We start from the raw sequence: 18,981 nt of genomic DNA, 5'->3' as shown, positions 1-18,981 counted from the left end.
AGGATCGGATCCAAGGGCTTGCACCTCATGCGAGTGGGTAAACGGTTCGGAGTCGAATTCAATGAGCTGAACTCGATCAGCCGCTATCGCCTCCGAGCCAGGAAAGGAGTCTTCGCCTTCACGGTTTGCGAGCTATACACATAGCGTATACGCTTAGCGCATGAGTCAAGTGGATAGCTCGCAAGTGCTCCTAGGGTTGCTCGGTACTCAACCCAGCCATGGGTACGACCTCAAGCAGGGGTATGACCGTTGGTTCGGACGGGAGAAGCCGCTGGCATTCGGGCAGGTCTATGCGACGCTCGCGCGACTGCTGAAGCATGGCCTGATTGACTTGCTCGGAGACGAGTCGGGGGCGGGGCCGGACCGGAAGCGCTACGCGATCACTCCAACGGGGCGTGATCGGGTAGCGCAATGGTTGTTCGCGCCAGAGGCACCTTCAGGCATGTTGCAGAGCAACCTGTTCGCCAAGACGGTGATCGCGCTGCTGCTCGGCGACAACGCGGAGCGGCTGCTGGATGTGCAGCGCACCGAGCATCTGGCGCGGATGCGGGAGCTGACGCGGCGCAAGCGGGGCGCGGACCTCGCAACGGTGTTGCTGTGCGATCACGCGTTGTTCCATATCGAGGCGGACCTGCGATGGATCGACCTCACTGCCGCACGGCTGACTGAACTCCGTGAGCAGGTGATCGCGTGAGAGCCGAGGCGTCGACGGTCGCCCCGGTACATCGCCCGGAGACCGGCGAGATTGTGCTCCGAGCGCAGGGATTACATCGTTCGTTCGGGCTGACCCGCGCGCTACGAGGCATCGACCTGGAGGTGGCTGCCGGGGAGATTCTGGCGGTCATGGGGCCGTCCGGGTCCGGAAAATCAACACTGCTGCATGTGTTGGCCGGGGTGATCCGTCCGGACCAGGGGCAAGTAGAGCTGGACGGCCGACGCATCGACGATCTCGGTGAGGCCGCGAGGGCCCGGCTGCGGCTGACCGAGTTCGGCTTCGTGTTCCAGTTCGGCCAGCTGCTCCCGGACCTGTCGGCTCGCGACAACGTGACCATTCCGCTGCTGCTTGCAGGCGTGCGGCGCGGGAACGCACTCGTTCGTGCGGATGAGACACTGGCTGAGCTTGGGCTCGCCGACCATGCCCGCAAACTTCCGGCCCAGCTGTCCGGTGGACAGGCGCAACGGGTTGCGGTAGCGCGGGCGCTGGTCACCGAGCCTCGCGTGCTGTTCGCCGACGAGCCGACGGGATCGCTGGACTCGTTAGCGGCGGAGAAGGTACTGCTCTCCCTGACTGAGCGGGCACGTCAGCGTCGGACGACGGTGGTCATCATCACCCACGATCCCCGAACCGCCGCCTACGCGGATCGGGAGGTCGTCGTGCGCGACGGGCGACTGTCGGGCGCAACGGTATGAGCGTTCTCGCCCTGTCGCGGCTGCTGCTCGCACAAAATCGCGGCGACCGTCTCCGGCTGGCGGGCATCGCCGCTGGTGTAGCGATTGGGGTGCTGCTGACCCTGCTGCTGTGGGCTGGCTATACCGCGCTGGCCGAGCGCAGCGAACGTTCGACCTGGACCGACCCGGATCGACAGACCGGTGCGGTCACGCACTACGACGCCGAGGCGGGTCTGGCCGATGGTGAGGCCGCTGTCGCCCGCGACGTTGACTACTATCGCGGACAGCCGATCACGGTGCTGCGCATCACTGCGAACCCGGAAACCACGGTGCAAGTGCCCGGAGTGGAGACCGTTCCCGCGCCTGGGGAATCGTTCGTTTCTCCGGCGTTGCGAACCCTGATCGACAGCACCCCAGATGATTTGCTCGGCGACCGGTACGGCACGATCGTCGGCACCATCGGTGACACCGCGCTCGCCGGGCCGGATTCCTTGGTCGCCGTCGTCGGAGCCGAACCCGCCGAACTGCATAACCTAGCGAACGTCGTCACTCAGCTCCGCGGCACCGCGTACGCCACGGACAACTACCAGATCGTTGCGATCATCGGGGCCATCGCCGTGCTCGTGCCCGTCCTCGTGCTTCTCGCCGTGGTCACCGCACTCGGCTCCGCCAAACGCGCCGAACGGCTCGCAACCCTCCGCCTCATCGGCGCAACCCCCCGCAAGCTCGCGGTACTCTCGGGGGGCGAAACCGCAATCACCAGCGCACTTGGTGCGGCGGTCGGCATCCTGGCCGCGTGGCTGCTGGCCCCGCTGGCTGCGCGGGTTCAGGTCGCCGGGGCGCAGTTCTTCCCCGACGACCTACGCGCAGGTCCAGTCGCGACCCTCGTGATCGCCCTCGGCATCGTCGTACTCGCGATCGGCGTTGCGGTAATCCGAGCAGCGCTCACGGACGTCGGTCCGCTTGGTGCCTCACGCGAACGGCGCGAGTATCCGCCACGCGGGTGGGGGCTTCTCCCGCTCGGAGTGGGACTCGCTGCGCTCACGAGTGTGATCGCTCAGGTCGCGCCCGCCTCGCTCGCGGGCCCACTCGTGCTCGGCGGCTTCGTCCTGACGGTGCTGGGGCTCCTCATCGCCGGCCCACTGCTGACCCTGTGGGCGGCACGCCTGGCCGCTCCCGTGGTGCAGCGGGCGGTCGGAGTGATCGCCGTGGGGCGTATCCGTGAGCATCCCCGGCAAACCTTCCGCTCTGTGAGCGGCATCGTAATCGCTGTCTTCCTCGCCTCCACCTTCGCAGGCGCCGCAACCACCGTGAGCAATCCCGACGTCGCAGAAGGCCCCGAGTATCTCCCAGCCTCGACCCTCTTCATCCCGCTCAGCATTACCGGTCCAATGGACGATCCGGCATTGCTCGCGCAGATCGATCGTCTCCGCCACGTCAAGGGAGTCCAAGCAGTTGTTGCACTCGGGTGGAGCGAATCTGAACCAAGCGGACTGTTCCTCTCAGCAGCGGATGCTGCCGCGCTCGGCCACCCCGTGCCCACCGACGGGGCCCGCATCAGCCCCGAATTCGCTACCGTGCCGTTCGCACCGACCCCGACCGCCATGCCCACCGACCTCATCGCTACACAGCTACTCGTGCGCACAAGCGATGCTGACGCGACCGAGCGGGTTCGAACCGCATTGCCATCCATCGGTATCCGCACCAGCTATGCGTCGTCGACGCGCGCCGAATGGATCGTCGGATCAGCCGCGCTTACCTGGGCAGGCGAGTACGCGGTGCTTGCAAACCTTGGCATCCTCGTCGCCACCCTTATCTCCGCGCTCTCGCTTGCCGTCTCCACCATCGCAGGGATCCTCGACCGTCGCCGTGTCCTCGGGCTACTTCGCCTGACAGGGATGCCCGTGCGGACACTGCGCGGCATCCTCACCGCCGAGGCCGCACTCCCGCTCGCCGGTGTACTCCTCGCCGCCGCAGGGCTCGGCTGGTACGCCGCGTGGGTCATCGTCTCAGGTCTCACTGAGGGGCGCCGACACCTCGACTGGCCCGGTCCTGATTACTATCTCGTCCTCGCGCTCAGTGTCGCCCTCGCGGCTCTCGCGATCCTTGCCACGTTCCGCACCGCCCGCACTAGCACGTCGGTCACCGCGACCAGGTTCGAGTGATGGGATCCCTCATGTCCATTTGGTCGAAGTCGCTCAGCGCGCTACTTGTCGTGCTCATTGGAGCCCTCGCTGCGGTGCTCCTCGTGGTGAACCAAGGAAACGCGCTACGGGAGGAAGTGGATCAGTACCCGGCCGGGGCGACGCAGGTCTATGTGCGAGGTGTTTCGGAGGATCGCGCGGCAGGCGTTCTCGCGGTTCTCAGTGAGTTCGCCGCCGCTGACGGTCATGCGGTCGTTCGCGTCGATCACGAGCTGGGCGGCGTGGACGATGCACTGACCAGCCTGCGAATCGGTGTAGCGGCCAACCCCCAGTCGCCACCTCCTGTGCTCGGGCTGAGTTTCCTGGGCACAAGCCTCTTCGACACCACTGGCATCTCGCGGCTTCTCGCCGCTGACCCCGCGAAGTCGATCGGCCTGGACGCCAACGCTGCGGATGTGATCGCCGACACCCCAGAGATCACGTTCGCTCCACGGATCACCGTCGTGCAACTGACACGCCTGATCGAGACATCGGGAACAATCAACGGCACGTATCGTCTCGTCGGGGCTGACCCCGCCCAGGTCACCGAGCTATTGAGCGCCCTCGAAACCACAACCGGTCTCTCATCCGATGAACTGCGCACCGAGCTGGGCGGCGAGAGCACGGACGACGGGCTAATCGGAGTCCTGCTTCTGGGATTCCTGATCGCCGCAGCGGTCCTCCTCCTCCTGCTCCTCCTCTTTGAAGCGCTGCGCTCCATCCGCGTCCTCGGAGTCCACGTCCTGGTCGGAAAATCGACCTGGCGGTTCACGGGCGCACTGTTCAGCCCCGTCATCGTGACAGCGGCGGTCGCCGTGGTGCTCTCGGTCGCCATCACTCTGGCGCTGATGCCGGGCTATGCGATCACGACGGACCTCCTGGCTGCCGCGGGAGGAGCCGCCGCGGGAGGCGCAGCACTGGCTTTGGCATGCGCGGCGATCGCCGGAACGGTCCTCGTATCCGTGAAACCGGTGGACGCTATCCTCGGCCGCTTCTCCAAGAAGCTGCTCCTCTGGGCTGCCTCCGGCATCTACGTGCTCGCGGTGGCCGGCTTCTCCACCACCTTCATCTTCCTCGACGGCCCGATCCGTGAAGCCGGCACGCTCGCTGAGGTCGGCCGGTCATGGGCGAGCGTCGCGGACCAGGAGATTCTTTACCACGAGAACATCGGCGATGATCAAGCCAGCTTCACCGGACAGTCCACCCAGCATGCCCACGACTTCTACGACTGGTACGCCTCGATCGCAGATAAGCCCGGCGTCTCCCTGATCCACACCGAGTATTACGGTCAGGAAATTCTCGACCAATGGTCTGGAGGAGCATATGAGTCCGTTCCGGAGCAGCCGTTCTGGTACTTCGCTGCTTCGCCGAGCTACCTCGCCTCCCAGGGATTCGAGGTCAGCGACGACCTCCTAGCCCGTGCCCGGCAGGGAGAACGCATCTTCCTAATCCCCGACACGTGGGCAGCAACGACGAAATCGGCGATGCAAGCGTGGCTTGCCGAGGACAGTCAGATCGCATACGACCCGGCCATTCGCACCGCTTACTTCGACAAGCAGTCGGTGGGATTCGATGAGTACTCCCCGACAACGTCGCTGTTCACCTGGAGCGCGGACCCGACACGGCCACAGGCCGTGACTGATCCCGTCATCCTCCTCTCAACCCCAGAGAACATGATCCCGTCCGAGAGCGAGAGCCTGAACGCTGTCGGCCTAGAGAACAGCTACGTCAAGCTCAGCGCGACAGCCGCACAGAACTACACCAGCAGTGCGTTCCTCACTACGTTCAGCCTCGACGACAACAACGTCGAGTTCCTGCCCGCCAGTGAGTTCGTCGCCGGACTCACCAAGACCGTCCAGTCCGTCCTACAACTGTTCGGCGGAGTAATCGCCTTCCTCGGCGTCTTCTCCTTGATCGTCCTGCTGGCCCTCACAAGACTCTTCTCCACCATCTACCAGGAATCACTCGCGGTCAAACGGATGCTCGGGTACCCGCTGACCCGGCTCTTCGCGCCCGCCATCATCACGGTTGGAGCAACCGGCATGCTCGCCGTCATCGTGGCCACTCTCTCCCACTCCCGCAGTGCCATCATCGGCAACCTCATCATGCTCGCGCTCCAAGCGATGTTCCTCGCGTTCCTCGCCCGCCGATCCGCACGACTGCAACTCAGCACGGCGCTCAAAGAATAGGAACCAACGTGACCGCACTGCTCACCATCGAGAACCTCACCAAGGCCTACGGTTCCCGCACGATCCTCGACAGCATCGACCTCCGCGTCGATCCCGGCGAGTCCGTCGCTATCGTCGGCCAATCCGGGTCGGGAAAATCTTCGCTCCTCAACATCGTCGGGCTGCTCGACAGCCCGACGACCGGCACGGTGCGGCTGCAGGGTTCGGCCTTGCCCAAGATCAACAGCCGGGCCGCGACCGCCCTGCGCCGCGACCGAATCAACTACCTCTTCCAATCCTTCGCATTGATCAGTTCCTCGTCCGCGCTGGACAACATCCTGATCGGACTGCACAGCGTGAAGCTACGCCGCACAGTCAAAGAAAAGCGAATCCTGGAACTCCTATCCCGACTCGGACTGAGCAAGGTCGCCCACAACAACGTCATGACGCTCTCCGGGGGCGAACGGCAGCGCGTCGCCCTCGCCCGATGCCTACTCAAGCCCGGAGAGCTGATCCTCGCAGACGAACCGACCGGCGCTCTCGACGATGCCCTGGCAGACATCGCGATCACGGAAATGCTGGCCCTACAGAAGGACTACGGCAAGACGCTGCTGATCGTCACCCACGACCACCGGGTCGCAGATCGATGTGACCGCACGTTTGACCTCGGTACACCGAGGAAATCCGAGGAACGCATCGCCGAATCACAGCGGCGTGGGTGAGCTACCCGCCGAACCCGCGCTCCCGCTCCAGACCCGCTCGCCCTCCTATCGCTCCTGCCTCCGAGCCCCCTCTACTCAGACGCTGCGCGAGCAAATACCATCACCTCCTGTTTCTTCGAATGAACGTATACTACGATGACAGCAGTCATCTTAGGTAGGAATCGAGATGCATGGTGGTGTGGTTCTGTTCCGGGGCACCGGAGCCGGCGCCATGCGCTATGTCGAGCGTGACCGTGCCCGCGCGGATGACTACTACCTCGGGGATGCCGCCGCCGTCTCGTACAGCGTGCTCGATTCCTCCGGTGGCGTGATGAGCTGTCGGGCGCTTGAGCCTGGGGAGTATGCGGGTTGGGTGGATTGGTTCAACCCGGATACGGGTGAGCGGATGGGCACGCCCAGGAACGCGGGCGATGTGCGGCGCGGATCGCCCCGGTTCGCGGAGATGGCCATCAACGCTCCGAAGTCGCTTTCCATCGCCGCTGCCCTGCACCCGGAAGTCTCGGCTGCGTTGGATGCGGCTCAGCAGGGCGCGTTGTCGGAGATTCAGCGGTGGCTCGGCCAGCGTTCGGTGACTCGTGTCGGCCCGCGCGGAGAGCAGAAGGTGGTGCCGGTCGAGCAGATGCAGGTCGTCGGGATCACGCACCGCACCTCCCGCGCAGGCGACCCCCACCGCCACATTCACATGCAGGTCGGCACCAGGGTTTGGGCGGCAGGTAAGTGGCGTGCTCTCGATACTGGGGCGATGCTCAAACAGCAGGGCGCGATCCGTGCTCTCGGCACTGCCGTGATCGCGGCGAACCCGCATCTTGCAGAAGTGCTCGATGCGCACGGTCTCACCCTCGACCCGGTATCGGGCGAGGTGAGGGAGCTGGAGCGGTTCAACGCGCTGATGAGTAAGCGTGGCGCGCAGGTGCAGGAGAACCTGAAGCGCCTCGAAAAGGAATGGGAGGCGGCGCATCCGGGTGAGGCGATGGGGCCGGTGGTGTCGTCGCGGTTGACGGCGAAGGCGTGGGCGTTCGAGCGGCCCGCGAAGAAGCCCACGACGCTGCGGGAAGAAGCCGCTTGGTTGACCGAGCTACGGGAAGCCGGCTACAACCCAGGAAGCCTCACACGCCGCCCGATCCCTGCGCCGGCACGTTCTGATGAGTTGTCGGTGCAGGAGATTGCATCGCGCGCCCTGGATCGTTGCGCCGCCGGATCGTCGGCGTGGACGCGGCACGACGTGCAAGAGCGCGCCACCCGCATCATCACCGCGCACGGTGTGCGTGCGACGCCGGAAGAGTTGCGTGAGCTGATCGAGGTGTCCACGGTGCTCGCGTTGCAGGATTGCTTCTCGATCCTCCCCTCCGGCACACCGACGCCGGAGCATGTGGCGCACTACACCTCCCTGCGCGTCGTGCAGGTGGAGACCGAACTACGCGACCTGCTCACCGAACGCACACCCCAGCACGAGACTCAGCACCCCGATGTGCTCCCGGTCGCGGCACGCCTCGGGCAGCGTCTCGACGCGGGTCAGCTCAACGCGGCGGCAGCGGTCGCCTCTACTGATCCGTTGGTGATCGTGGAAGGAGCGGCCGGGGCGGGCAAGACCACGATGCTCGCCACCGCAATCGCCGCCGCGAACGATCACGGTAGGCGCGTCCGCGTCGTTGCGCCGACCAAGCGCGCCGCCGATGTCGCGCGGCAGGAGCTTGGTGTGCCTGCCGCGTCGGTTGCCGCGCTCGTGCATGCGCACGGCTACCGGTGGAACGATGACGGCGTATGGACACGCCTCACGCCGGGAGAGGTTGATCCAGCCACGGGAGTGACGTTCCCTGGCCCGCTGCCCGGTGCCGTGTTGCGGCGTGGGGATCGGATTGTGGTCGATGAGGCCGGGATGCTCGACCAAGACACAGCCCTCGCACTGTTCACCGTCGCGGCAGAAGCAGGTGCAACAGTCGCACTCATAGGCGACCGTGCGCAACTCGCCGCAGTCGGCCGCGGCGGTGTCCTCGACATGGCCGCACAGATTCGCGGTCGCACCTTCGACATGACCGAGGTACACCGCTTCACCGACCCCGAATACGCGAACCTCACCACGCGGATGCGCGACCGACACGACCCCGACCGAATATTCGACCAACTCGACCAGCTCGGCCTCATCCGCCTGCACGCGGACGACAACGTGCTGCGCGAGTACATTGCGCAGCACGCCCGCGACGGCGAAACGATCACCGTCGCCTCGAACAAGGAAGCCGCACGGCTGAACGAGCGCATCCGGGCGGAACGGATCGCTCGCGGCCTGGTCGATGACAGCACGACGACGACCGGCAGTGACGGGCTGAGTATCGGTGCGGGTGATCTGATCCAGACTCGTCGTAACGACACCAGCCTGGGTGTGGCGAACCGGCAGCAGTGGATCGTGCAACACGTCGAGGCGGATGGCTCGGTCTGGGTGCGCGACGCACATGACGAACGCAAGCGCGAGCGCACGCGGCACCTTCCCGCCGAATACCTCAGCGAGCACGCGCACCTGTCCTATGCGGCGACCGCGTACGGTATGCAAGGCGTCACCGCACCCAGCTCGCACACGATCCTCACCGACAGCATCAACGGCGCGGCGGTCTATGTCGGCATGACGAGAGGGCGGGGCGAGAATGCTCTACACGTCATCGCGGAGACCCGCGCTGAGGCGCGGGCACAGTTCATCGACGCGATGGAACGCGACCGCGCCGACCGCGGCCTCGCAGACGCGACAGAACGCGCGGCCGAGGCCGTGCACGGCCTCGTAGACAACGGCCCCGTGAAACTCGTGAACACCCGGATCGCGCAACTCGTCCAGCATGCCGAGAAAGCCGAGAAGCGCGCTGCATGGTGGGAGCGCGTTGGCGCACGTCTTGACGCGCAGCACGAGCAGCAGCAGGCAGAAAAAGACGACCAGGATGCAGTGATCCATTCCGCGATAGAGGCAGCAGAACGAGTGCGCGCCGAGGTGCAGGAACCACTCACAGTGGTCGCCATACAGGAAGGCACAGAGCACCTGGCCACGCTCGACCGCGAGGCAGCAGCACAGGCAAAGGTCAACACAGTCGGAAGGTTCGGGAGACGTGCCGCACGCAAAGACCATCAGGCCGCGACCACGCTCGCGAGAGAAAGCCGTGCCCGCATTGCAGACCGTTGGGGCACAACGCCCCGAGACGCCGACGCGCTCACCGGCTGGGCCTCGCGCGCGGCAGAACAGGCCGCCGCGCGCGACCAGCTCGTGATCGAAGCCGAACAGCGCGCCGAAGCCGCCCGCACTGCCGGGGCAGAGATGGACAAGCGACACCGGAGCGAACGTCGCGCGCTCCACGCCGACATCTTCGGAGCCGAACAAGTACGGCGCGACCCACTGCGGTACGAGTTCACCCACCCCGACCGAGAAACCACCAAAGCCAACCGTGTCGCCGTGATTGCACGGGAAGAAGCAGCCGCCTTGCGAGGTATGTCGGCACAAGACGCCGCTGCCCGGATCACGGCCCAGCGCGAGGCCGTAGAACGCGCACGGCTCGCCCGAGAGGCCCGCGCGCACAAGCTCCACGCTTCCCATAATCTGCTCAGCGAGAGTCGTCGTCGCACCGGCCCGCACGACGACGTGCCGAGGCTGTAGCGAGATTTCCCCTGAATGTCAGACCTCAGCGGTAGACTTTGGGCATGACGCCGAAGCTCGCAGACTACATCGCAGAGGGTCGAACCCTCTCTGCCGATGAGCGCGAGATTGCTGCGCTCGCGCTCCAGCAGATCAGTGACACGGAGCAGGCAGAAGTCGATGCCGCTTGGGATGAAGAGATCGACCTTCGAGTGGATGAGATTCTGACCGGCAAGGTCGAACTTGTTGACGGCGAAGAGACCCGGCGCATGGCCCGAGCAATGCTGGCGGCTCGCCGCAAGTGAGCGCGCTACCCTGGCGCGAGCATCCGGCCGCCCGCGAGGAGTATCTCGACGCCCTGGCCTGGTACGACGATCAGGAAGCCGGGTTGGGCGACCGACTGGGCGATGACCTCGATAACGGCGTGGACTTCATCAGGGAGTGGCCAGAGTCCGCACCGCTCTATCGTGGCCGCCAGCGCATCCCTCGTCTTCGACGCAAGGGCACTGACGTGTTCCCCTACGGAATCATCTACTTCGTTCGAGACGATGAGGTCATCGTAGTCGCGTACGCTCACGAGAGACGCCGCCCCGGATACTGGCGGAAGCGACTCAAAGACCTCTAATCGGCCAGCGCAGCGAGCTATCCCCGGCGACCGGGAGGCAGAAGCCCGCGCGCACGAGTGCGAACGAGCCAGCCCTGCGCGGTGGCGTGAGCGACACCGTTGATCTTCCCCATAGTGACCGCCGGTGCCTCATCGCCCTGTGATGAGAGCTTGCCGTACTGGAGCGCGACGAGTTCGTAGAAGTCCGGCGTCTGCTTCGGGTTCCCGAGCGGCTTGAGCAGATCCCGCTCACTGATCTTCCGACCAGACGGCAACACGATCTTTCCGCCCGTGATCGTCACCGTCCGTTTCATGGCGAACAGTCGCTCATTGATCGCCGCCTCGATCCGAGCGGTCGGCAACGTGCGAAGGTCTTGACTGGAAATAGGATCGCCCGGTCGCCACGGAAGGTACACAACGCCCGTGATCTTCACTTCCTCCGGCACCGCGAACTGCTGACGCTGTAGCCGAATGAACACGCGCGTCGCCGTCGCCGAATGCTCGATGTAACGCCAACGACCGTCGATCGTCTCGTTCTGCTCCGAGTCGAGCTGCGCCTGCCGATCCTCCGCAGTCACGACCTGATCGTTATAGCCAAGCGCTTCATCCAGAAACGCGCTCGCATCCTCGGTGCGCTCCCCCGGAAAGCGGTCAGGCAAATGCCACCCGTCTGGCAGATCGTCCTGCACGAGCAGTCCGTCATAGGACTGGTCGCCGGGGCGATAACCGGAGGGGGCGTGCATGTTCCGATTCTAGCGAGCAAGACGAGCAACTAAAACACTTGCTGTTATCGGCGTGTTGTGATCTAATCTAAGATACTCGCTGCGATGGCAGCTATCATCTGAGCTAGATCGGAGGACACGATGCGTCAAAGCACCGCACCCACAGACGAGCGCCCGCGTGCCCCGCTGTTCTACTCCGAGGAAGAAACCGCCGCACTGCTCGGCATCCACCGCACGACGCTGCGCACTCTCGCCCTCGCAGGGGAGGCTCCGGTGGAACCGGTTCGGCTCACACCGCACAAGCGTGTCTACCGTCGCATTGACGTGCAGCGCCTCGCCGGGCTGGAGAAGTAGGCGACAGAGTCATGGGAAGCATCGAGGCGTACGAGACGACGAAAGGTCGTCGTTACCGTGCCCTCTATCGCCGACCCGACAAGAAGCAGACCCAGAAGCGCGGCTTTACGACGAAGAAGGCCGCTGAGCTGTTCCTCGCAACGACCGAGGTCAACATCGCCCAAGGTCGCTACCTCGATCCCTCGCTCGCGAAAGTGAGCGTCGCCGACTGGCTCCAAACTTGGCTCGCCGCCCGAGGCGATCTGCGGGCAACCACGCGCAGCCGGGTCGAGAACATCATCGACAAGCACATCACGCCCGAACTCGGCAGCATTCCCATCGGCAACCTCACCCGGCTCCGAGTACAGGAGTGGGCGTCCGCACTGCCAGGCGCTCCCGCAACGGTGCGGAAGATCGTCAATGTACTTTCAGGAGCGCTACGGTTCGCGGTCGAGGACGAGCGCCTGCCATCGAACCCCGCATCCCGCCTCAAACTCCCCAAGCCGACGAAGACGCGCAAGCGGTATCTCTCGCACGATCAGGTCGCGGCGCTCGCCCAGGCCATTGACGAGATGAAAGACGGTCGAGACTACGGATACGGCCTCGTCGTGCTCACCCTCGCGTACTGCGGCCTGCGCTGGGGCGAACTCTCCGGGCTGCGAATCTGCGACCTCGACCTCGACGCGAAACACCCTCGGCTGACCGTTGCGCAGACCGTCGTCGCCGACAAGGGGTACCAGCGCATCGAGCCACCGAAGGACTACGAGCACCGGAGCATCCCGATCCCTGCGTTCCTCGTCCGCCTGCTCCGCGCACAGATCGCCGGACGCGACACCGACGCTCCCGTGTTCTACGGCATCCGCACCGGCACCTGGCTCCGCAACCACGTCTACCGCGTCGGTTGGTTCGACACCGCCGCAACCGCAATCGGCCTCAAAGGACTGACACCCCACGAGCTACGGCACACCGCCGCGTCACTCGCGGTCAGCGCCGGGGCGAACGTCAAGGCCGTGCAGCGGATGCTCGGGCACGCCTCGGCCGCCGTGACGCTCGATGTGTACGCCGACCTGTTCGATGACGACCTCGACGGTGTTGCCACGGCGCTCGACCAGGCAGCGATGAAATCGGATGTTGCCAATCTGTTGCCAAAAGCCGCTTAGCGCCGTTCCAGGGCCCACTGCCGGATATGCGAAAACCCCCGGATGACCGGGGGTTTTCTTGTTGGTGACCCCAGCGGGATTCGAACCCGCGTTACCGCCGTGAGAGGGCGGCGTACTAGGCCGCTATACGATGGGGCCGTACTTTTCGCTGCGTAAGCAACCGTTCGATTATGCCATGACGAATCGCCCCACGCAAAATCGAGCCCGGAACGGGTTTGCGGCTTGCCTCGCGCACCCGCCCGGCGTTGACTTTCCCCATGCGCATCACGAAGCACGAGCACGCCTGCCTGCGGCTGGAACTCGAGGGCCGCACGATGATCATCGACCCGGGCGGGTTCACCCTCCCCCTCGATGACCTGCACGGCCTGGTCGCCGTCGTCATCACCCACGAGCACGGCGACCACTGGACGCCGGAGCACCTGACGCGTCTGCGGGCCGCCGCACGGGACGTGCCCGTCTACGCCACGGCGGGCGTCGCCGCGGCCGGCGCGGACGTCATCGTCGTCTCGCCCGGCGACACCGTGACCGCGGGCCCGTTCACCGTGACCTTCCACGGCGGAACGCACAACGTCATCCACGAGTCGATCCCGGTGGTCGAGAACGTCGGAGTGCTGGTCAACGACGTGTTCTACTACCCGGGCGACTCGTACCAGCTGCCGCGCCACACCGATATCCGCCTTCTCGCGGCTCCCGTCGGGGCCCCCTGGCTGAAGATCGGCGAGGCGATGGACTTCGTGCTGGCCGCGAAACCGCACCGCGCGTTCGCCACGCACGACATGACCCTCTCGCGGATCGGCCTCGACATGCACCGGGCGCGTCTCGCCTGGGCGACCGAGCAGAACGGCGGCGAGTTCGTCGCGCTCGAGCCGGGCGAGTCCGTCGAGGTCTGAGCGGACGCCACGGGAAGGACGGCGACGCACACACCGCGAACGACGGATGCCGCGCACCCCCTCACGGGGCGTGCGCGGCATCCGTCGTTCGGCGAGGATTCGCCTCAGGCGTCGTGGTCCGTCTCGAGGAACTCGACGAGGGAGTCGAGAGCGGCATCCGCACCCTCGCCCTCGGCCTTGAGCGTGACGACCGTGCCCTGCGTGGCGCCGAGGCCCATCAGGGTGAGGATGCTGCCCGCGTTCAGGTCGGGACCGCCCTCCACCGAGATCGTGACGGGCACGCCGGTCTGCTGCACGGCCTGCACGAACAGCTTCGCGGGACGAGCGTGCAGCCCGGAGCTGCTCGCGACGGTGGCCTGACGTTCTGCCATGAGATCCTCCTGGATTCGTGAATGGTCGAGTTCGAGACTAAGCGCTGACGGCAGCGGACGATACACCCGCCGCGCCGGACGAAACGGCCTCGGTGGGGCGCCGGTGAGCGAACTTCTTCAGCGCGACGACCGAGAACGCCGAGATGATCGTCCCCGCCGCGATGGCGACGAGCCACAGCCAGAAGTTGTCGATCGCGAAGAAGACGAACACGCCGCCGTGGGGCGCCTTGCTCGTGACGGCGAAGGCCATCGACAGCGCACCCGTGACGGCACCGCCGAGCATCATCGCGGGGATGACGCGGAAGATGTCGGCAGCGGCGAACGGGATCGCGCCCTCGGAGATGAACGCGGCGCCCAGCAGCCACGCGGCCTTGCCGTTCTCGCGCTCGGGCTCTGTGAACAGGCTGCGACCGATCACCGTCGAGGCGAGAGCCATCGCGAGCGGCGGCACCATACCGGCAGCCATGACCGCGGCCATGATCTGCAGGTAGCGCACGTCACCGGCGATGCCGGCAGCGAGGTTCGCGGTGGCGAACGCGTAGGCGACCTTGTTGACCGGGCCACCGAGGTCGAAGCACATCATGAGGCCGAGGATGATGCCGAGCAGGATGACGCCGGCGCCGGTGAGACCGCCCAGCCACGTGTTCAGCGCCTGCGTCAGCCACGCGATCGGGCCGCCGAGAACGAGGATCATGAGGCCCGAGGCGACGATCGACCCGAGCAGCGGAATGATCACGACCGGCATGAGACCGCGCAGCCAGCGGGGAACATCGAGGCTGTTCAGCCACCACGCGGCGAGACCGGCGAGCAGACCGCCGACGATACCGCCGAGGAAGCCGGCGCCCATGAAGGATGCCACCGCACCGGCCACGAAGCCCGGTGCGATACCGGGGCGATCGGCGAGACCGTAGGCGATGTATCCGGCGAGGGCCGGCACGAGGAAGCCGAACGACAGCGCACCGATCTTGAACAGCACCGCACCGAGGTACACGATCAGCGAGGTGTCGCCGAGGTTCCAGATCGTCGACGCGCCGAGGATCTTGTCGGCGTTGAAGGCGATCTCGTACCCGCCGAGGAGGAAGCCGAGGGCGATGAGCAGACCGCCACCGGCGACGAACGGGATCATGTAGCTGACACCGGTGAGCAGCGAACGCTTGACGGCACTGCCGACCGATCCGCCGCCCGCCTCCGAGCGGGACGCGCTCGCATCGACGTTGCCGCTCACGCGGGGGGCCAAGGTGTTGCCGACGGCGGCGACGGCCTCGTCGATGAGCTCGGCGGGCTGCTCGATGCCCTTCTTGACGGGAACGCGCACGACCGGCTTTCCGGCGAACCGCTGCTGGTCGCGGACATCGACGTCGACGGCGAAGATCACGGCGTCGGCATCGTCGATGACCTGCTGCGGGAGCGCCTTGTAGCCCGACGAGCCCTGGGGCTCGACGATGAGGTCGACGCCGGCTTTCTGGCCCGCCGCGGTCAGGGCATCGGCCGCCATGAAGGTGTGCGCGATGCCGGTGGCGCAGGCGGTCACCGCGACGATGCGCGCGGGGCGGCCGTCGACGACGAGAGCGGTGTCGACCGCTACGGGCGCCGGCGCCGCCGCCGCGGGCGCGGCGGGCGCGTCACTGACGGCGGCGTGGACGAGGGCGACGATGTCGTCCGCCGTCGCGGCCGAGCGCAGCCCGTTCGTGAACTCCTCGCGCATGAACGCGCGGGCGAGCCGCGACAGCACCGCGAGGTGCTCCTCGGCGGCGGTGTCGGGGGCCGCGATCAGGAAGACGAGGTCGGCGGGTCCGTCGGGGGCGCCGAAGTCGACGCCCGGCTTCAGCCGTGCGAAGGCGAGCGTCGCCTCGCGGACGGCCGCGCTCTTGGCGTGCGGGATCGCGATGCCACCGGGAAGGCCGGTCTCATCGGTCTGCTCCCGCTTCCAGGCATCCGCAGCGAGGCCCGCCGCGTCGCTCGCGCGACCGGTCTGGGCGACACGCGCGGCGAGGGCGTCGATGACCGCCCGCTTGTCGGTGCCGAGCGGTTCGTCAAGGCTGACGAGCGCCGGCGTGATGATGTCGGACACGGTGACCTCCAGTGGTCGGTATCGGATTCAGGCTTCGTTGCGTGGGATCGACCTCACCGGCACGTCGCCGGGGAGGAGGTCTGCGGGGCCGGGTGCCTGTGTACCCGGAAGCGAGGCGGCGGCGGAGCCGTAGCGGATGCCGTTGCGCAGGCATTCGCCGGGTTCCGCGCCCGAGGATTCGGCCAGCAGGAAACCGGCCAGCGAGCTGTCGCCCGCGCCGACGGTGCTGCGCACCCGGGTCGGCGGCGGTGTTCCCTGCCATGCGCCGTCGGCGGTGACGAGCACGGCACCATCTCCGCCGAGCGTCACGAAGGCGGCGCCGACGCGGCTGGGCACGAGGCCGGCGGCGACGACGGCGACCGCCGCGGCGAGGGGCACGTCGGGGTCGAGGGTGACGCCGGCGAGCTCTGCGAGTTCTTCGTCGTTCGGCTTGATGAGGTCGGGGGCTCCGTGGGCGACGACCTCACGCAGAGCGGCCCCGGAGGTGTCCACCGCGATGCGCGGGGCATCGGGCGTCGCACGGACGGCCTCGATGACGTCGACATAGAAGCTGTCGGGCAGGCCCGGCGGCAGCGAGCCCGCGAGGACGAGCCAGCGCGCGGCGGCCGACGCGGCGACGACCGCGTCGATCAGCGCCGCGCCGTCGGCGGCGGTTCGCGGAACCCCGGGCAGGTTCACCTTCGTCGTCACACCGTCGCCGTCGGTGAGCGTGATGTTGGCCCGGGCGGCTCCGGGCACCGGAACGGCGACGACCGGGACGTGCGTCGCGCGCAGGACCGCCCCGAAGGGGTCGCCCTCGTCGAGGGGCAGCACCGCCAGACTGTCGGCGCCGGCGGCGCGGATCACGCGGGTGACATTGATGCCCTTGCCCCCGGCGTCCTCGCGGACCGAGCCGGCTGTCTGCACCTCGCCCGGGCGCAACGGCTCGAGCAGGGCGACCGCACGGTCGAGGGAAGGGTTGGCGGTGAATGTGACGATCATGCGATCCAGACCTCCGCGTCGGCGTCGTTCAGGGCGTCGGCGAGGTCGCCGTGGGGCGGCGCGTCGCTGACCAGGACATCGATGTCGCTCAGGTCGCCGAACGACACGAGAAGCTCGGCGTCGAGCTTGTCGGCATCGGCGACGACGAACGTGCGGCGCGCTGCGGCGATGACGGCCCGCTTGACGGCCGCCTCGTCCGGGTCGGGCGTGCTCAGGCCGAAGGCCGTCGACAGCCCATTGGTGCCGATGAAGGCGATGTCGGGCCGCAGACGCGAGACCGCGCGCACGGTGTCGGCTCCGACGGCGGCTGCGGTGAGTCCGCGCACCCGCCCGCCGATCGCGGTGAGGCTGAGCCCGGGAGCGCCGGCAAGCAGATGCGCGACGGTCATCGAGTGGGTGACCACTTCGAGGGGGCGGAAGCCGACGGGGCGCTGGGCCAGCAGATGGGCGATCGCCGCCGTCGTGGTGCCGGCGTCGAGATAGACGGAGCCTTCGAAGTCGACCGGGATCGCCCGAAGCGCGCGTTCCGCGATGGCGAGCTTGGCGTCGCCGGCACGACCGGTTCGCTCGGCGAGCGAGAGCTCGGCCGTGCTGGCACGCGTGCGGGGAACCGCACCCCCATGGACCCGTCGGATCGTGCCGAGGCCTTCGAGCTGGTCGAGGTCGCGGCGCACCGTCTCGGTGGTGACGCCGAATCGGCGCGCGAGATCGACGACCGCGACACGGCCCTCTGCCGTGACGAGGTGCTGAATGAGCTGCTGCCGCTCCGTCGCGTACACCTGTTCCTCCTTGAGACGCCCACAGATTACAACACGAACACAGACAAACTCAAGAGTTCACAGATTCGCGTGCTCGTGCGCCGGAGAAAACCTCAGGACCGGGTCCGGGATGCACGAAGGGCCCCCGCCGGTCGGCGAGGGCCCTTCGTGGGGGTGGAGGAGGCTCAGGCCTCGCTCATCACCGTGACCTCCTGCTGGCCGCGGGCGGCGAGCGCAGCGGCACGAGCGGCGATGCGGCGCTCCTGCTCGATCTGACCGGCGTCGAGGATCTCCTGGTCGACCGGGTAGCTCTCGACCTTGTTCACGCCGTTGTACTTGGCGATGTAGGCGTCGAGCTCGGGGCCCGACTCCCACGACGTGATGAGGCAGTAGCGAGGCTCGTCGCCGGGGTGGGTGGCGGCGTGCCAGAGGCGCTGCGTGTCGACGATCAGCTGCGCGCCGGCGGGGAGGGCAATGCGGGTCTCCTCGCTCGGGTCGGTGCGGTTCTCGCGCAGGACGAAGTAGCTCGTCTTGTCGTCCGTCAGGTTGAAGAAGCCGCGCACGACCCAGCCGGTGCCATCCGGGTTCAGACGGTTGTTGTCGTCCTGGTGCAGGTTGTAGAGGCAGTCCGCGTAGGTGTTGGGCTGCAGTTCGATGATGCGGCAGCGGCCGACGTTCGCGCCGGGCTCTTTGGCGCGGGCGGTGAGGGTCGGCGCGATCTCGGTCTGCGAGTCGATCCAGACGCCGTCCTTGTCGGTGCGCGGCGGCTTGTGGTTCCAGAAGCCGTTGCACTCGATCTCGCCCTTGGCCGAGGCCAGCGGGGCGAAGCGGGTGTCGCCCGAGGACTTCCAGTCGACGTATTCGACGTCGAGCCATTCCTTGGGGTCGATCGGGTTGTTGTACATGTCGAGGACGACGTAGCCGGTCTCCTCGAGAGCGGCGCTCTTGATGTATGCCATGACGGATCATGCCCTTTCTGTCGGTCAAGCGAAGTTTTTACAGGCCCGACTTAGGCAAGCCTA

17 protein-coding genes and 1 tRNA gene are annotated in these 18,981 nt (G+C 66.7%); 11 read left to right on the top strand and 7 right to left on the bottom strand.

The features are described from left to right. Positions 1–160 precede the first annotated feature (160 nt). From JOE64_RS06035 to JOE64_RS06000, 8 genes are all read left to right on the top strand, one after another. Complete coding sequence (locus JOE64_RS06035) at positions 161–694, top strand: PadR family transcriptional regulator (RefSeq protein ID WP_239531720.1); 534 nt, start codon at positions 161–163, stop codon at positions 692–694. Next, entirely contained in the window at positions 691–1,410 is a 720-nt protein-coding gene (locus tag JOE64_RS06030; RefSeq protein ID WP_271202558.1) for an ABC transporter ATP-binding protein, read from the top strand. Before JOE64_RS06035 ends, JOE64_RS06030 begins: the two co-directional genes overlap by 4 nt. Beyond that, entirely contained in the window at positions 1,407–3,554 is a 2,148-nt protein-coding gene (locus JOE64_RS06025; protein WP_204963418.1) for an FtsX-like permease family protein, read from the top strand. Before JOE64_RS06030 ends, JOE64_RS06025 begins: the two co-directional genes overlap by 4 nt. Before the next feature lie 11 nt (positions 3,555–3,565). After that, entirely contained in the window at positions 3,566–5,761 is a 2,196-nt protein-coding gene (locus tag JOE64_RS06020; RefSeq protein WP_204963417.1) for a bacteriocin-associated integral membrane family protein, read from the top strand. 8 nt (positions 5,762–5,769) lie between these two features. Continuing rightward, positions 5,770–6,462, top strand: a complete 693-nt coding sequence (locus JOE64_RS06015) for an ABC transporter ATP-binding protein (protein ID WP_204963416.1) — start codon at positions 5,770–5,772, stop codon at positions 6,460–6,462. Positions 6,463–6,628: 166 nt separating this feature from the next. Next, positions 6,629–10,090, top strand: a complete 3,462-nt coding sequence (gene mobF, locus JOE64_RS06010; RefSeq protein WP_204963415.1) for a MobF family relaxase — start codon at positions 6,629–6,631, stop codon at positions 10,088–10,090. Between the two features lie 44 nt (positions 10,091–10,134). Beyond that, a complete protein-coding gene (locus JOE64_RS06005) occupies positions 10,135–10,374 on the top strand; it encodes an addiction module protein (protein ID WP_204963414.1) in 240 nt (79 codons plus the stop codon). After that, a complete protein-coding gene (locus tag JOE64_RS06000) occupies positions 10,371–10,694 on the top strand; it encodes a type II toxin-antitoxin system RelE/ParE family toxin (protein WP_204963413.1) in 324 nt (107 codons plus the stop codon). The genes JOE64_RS06005 and JOE64_RS06000 overlap by 4 nt, the downstream gene beginning before the upstream one ends. A gap of 17 nt (positions 10,695–10,711) precedes the next feature. On the opposite strand, the gene JOE64_RS05995 is transcribed toward JOE64_RS06000, so the two are convergent. Continuing rightward, a complete protein-coding gene (locus tag JOE64_RS05995) occupies positions 10,712–11,416 on the bottom strand; it encodes a hypothetical protein (protein WP_204963412.1) in 705 nt (234 codons plus the stop codon). Positions 11,417–11,536: 120 nt separating this feature from the next. Here JOE64_RS05995 and JOE64_RS05990 point away from each other — a divergent pair, with 120 nt between their 5' ends. After that, on the top strand, positions 11,537–11,749 hold the full coding sequence (locus JOE64_RS05990) for a helix-turn-helix transcriptional regulator (RefSeq protein ID WP_204963411.1): 213 nt from the start codon (positions 11,537–11,539) through the stop codon (positions 11,747–11,749). Positions 11,750–11,760: 11 nt separating this feature from the next. Beyond that, positions 11,761–12,888: a site-specific integrase gene (locus JOE64_RS05985; RefSeq protein WP_204963410.1), complete on the top strand. Its 1,128-nt coding sequence runs from the start codon at positions 11,761–11,763 to the stop codon at positions 12,886–12,888. A 62-nt stretch (positions 12,889–12,950) separates the two neighbouring features. On the opposite strand, the gene JOE64_RS05980 is transcribed toward JOE64_RS05985, so the two are convergent. Further along, positions 12,951–13,026: transfer RNA gene (locus JOE64_RS05980), tRNA-Glu, on the bottom strand. Positions 13,027–13,145: 119 nt separating this feature from the next. On the opposite strand from JOE64_RS05980, the gene JOE64_RS05975 reads away from it, so the two are divergent. Then, entirely contained in the window at positions 13,146–13,778 is a 633-nt protein-coding gene (locus tag JOE64_RS05975) for an MBL fold metallo-hydrolase (protein ID WP_204963409.1), read from the top strand. A 104-nt stretch (positions 13,779–13,882) separates the two neighbouring features. On the opposite strand, the gene JOE64_RS05970 is transcribed toward JOE64_RS05975, so the two are convergent. The 5 genes from JOE64_RS05970 to JOE64_RS05950 all read right to left on the bottom strand — a co-directional run bounded on the left by JOE64_RS05970 (position 13,883) and on the right by JOE64_RS05950 (position 18,918). After that, positions 13,883–14,149 (bottom strand): HPr family phosphocarrier protein, encoded by a 267-nt coding sequence (locus JOE64_RS05970; protein ID WP_204963408.1) that lies wholly within the window; start codon positions 14,147–14,149, stop codon positions 13,883–13,885. A 37-nt stretch (positions 14,150–14,186) separates the two neighbouring features. Further along, on the bottom strand, positions 14,187–16,220 hold the full coding sequence (locus tag JOE64_RS05965; RefSeq protein ID WP_204963407.1) for a PTS fructose transporter subunit IIABC: 2,034 nt from the start codon (positions 16,218–16,220) through the stop codon (positions 14,187–14,189). Between the two features lie 27 nt (positions 16,221–16,247). After that, positions 16,248–17,201 (bottom strand): 1-phosphofructokinase family hexose kinase, encoded by a 954-nt coding sequence (locus JOE64_RS05960; RefSeq protein ID WP_204963406.1) that lies wholly within the window; start codon positions 17,199–17,201, stop codon positions 16,248–16,250. Continuing rightward, positions 17,198–17,980: a DeoR/GlpR family DNA-binding transcription regulator gene (locus JOE64_RS05955; RefSeq protein WP_204963405.1), complete on the bottom strand. Its 783-nt coding sequence runs from the start codon at positions 17,978–17,980 to the stop codon at positions 17,198–17,200. Before JOE64_RS05955 ends, JOE64_RS05960 begins: the two co-directional genes overlap by 4 nt. A 164-nt stretch (positions 17,981–18,144) precedes the next feature. Next, positions 18,145–18,918 (bottom strand): hypothetical protein, encoded by a 774-nt coding sequence (locus JOE64_RS05950; RefSeq protein ID WP_204963404.1) that lies wholly within the window; start codon positions 18,916–18,918, stop codon positions 18,145–18,147. Positions 18,919–18,981 lie beyond the last annotated feature (63 nt).

It is taken from the genome of Microbacterium dextranolyticum (assembly GCF_016907295.1).
Taxonomy (GTDB): Bacteria; Actinomycetota; Actinomycetes; order Actinomycetales; family Microbacteriaceae; genus Microbacterium; species Microbacterium dextranolyticum.
Note: the sequence above shows the minus strand (reverse complement) of the source record. Positions and strands in the feature narration are given on the sequence as shown.

Excerpts from the sequence above, each read along its gene's own strand:
- JOE64_RS06035 (WP_239531720.1), top strand. The coding sequence starts at position 161 with ATGAGTCAAGTGGATAGCTCGCAAGTGCTCCTAGGGTTGCTCGGTACT.
- JOE64_RS06025 (WP_204963418.1), top strand. The coding sequence starts at position 1,407 with ATGAGCGTTCTCGCCCTGTCGCGGCTGCTGCTCGCACAAAATCGCGGC.
- JOE64_RS06020 (WP_204963417.1), top strand. The coding sequence starts at position 3,566 with ATGTCCATTTGGTCGAAGTCGCTCAGCGCGCTACTTGTCGTGCTCATT.
- mobF (WP_204963415.1), top strand. The coding sequence starts at position 6,629 with ATGCATGGTGGTGTGGTTCTGTTCCGGGGCACCGGAGCCGGCGCCATG.
- JOE64_RS06005 (WP_204963414.1), top strand. The coding sequence starts at position 10,135 with ATGACGCCGAAGCTCGCAGACTACATCGCAGAGGGTCGAACCCTCTCT.
- JOE64_RS05995 (WP_204963412.1), bottom strand. The coding sequence starts at position 11,416 with ATGCACGCCCCCTCCGGTTATCGCCCCGGCGACCAGTCCTATGACGGA.
- JOE64_RS05990 (WP_204963411.1), top strand. The coding sequence starts at position 11,537 with ATGCGTCAAAGCACCGCACCCACAGACGAGCGCCCGCGTGCCCCGCTG.
- JOE64_RS05985 (WP_204963410.1), top strand. The coding sequence starts at position 11,761 with ATGGGAAGCATCGAGGCGTACGAGACGACGAAAGGTCGTCGTTACCGT.
- JOE64_RS05975 (WP_204963409.1), top strand. The coding sequence starts at position 13,146 with ATGCGCATCACGAAGCACGAGCACGCCTGCCTGCGGCTGGAACTCGAG.
- JOE64_RS05970 (WP_204963408.1), bottom strand. The coding sequence starts at position 14,149 with ATGGCAGAACGTCAGGCCACCGTCGCGAGCAGCTCCGGGCTGCACGCT.
- JOE64_RS05960 (WP_204963406.1), bottom strand. The coding sequence starts at position 17,201 with ATGATCGTCACATTCACCGCCAACCCTTCCCTCGACCGTGCGGTCGCC.
- JOE64_RS05950 (WP_204963404.1), bottom strand. The coding sequence starts at position 18,918 with ATGGCATACATCAAGAGCGCCGCTCTCGAGGAGACCGGCTACGTCGTC.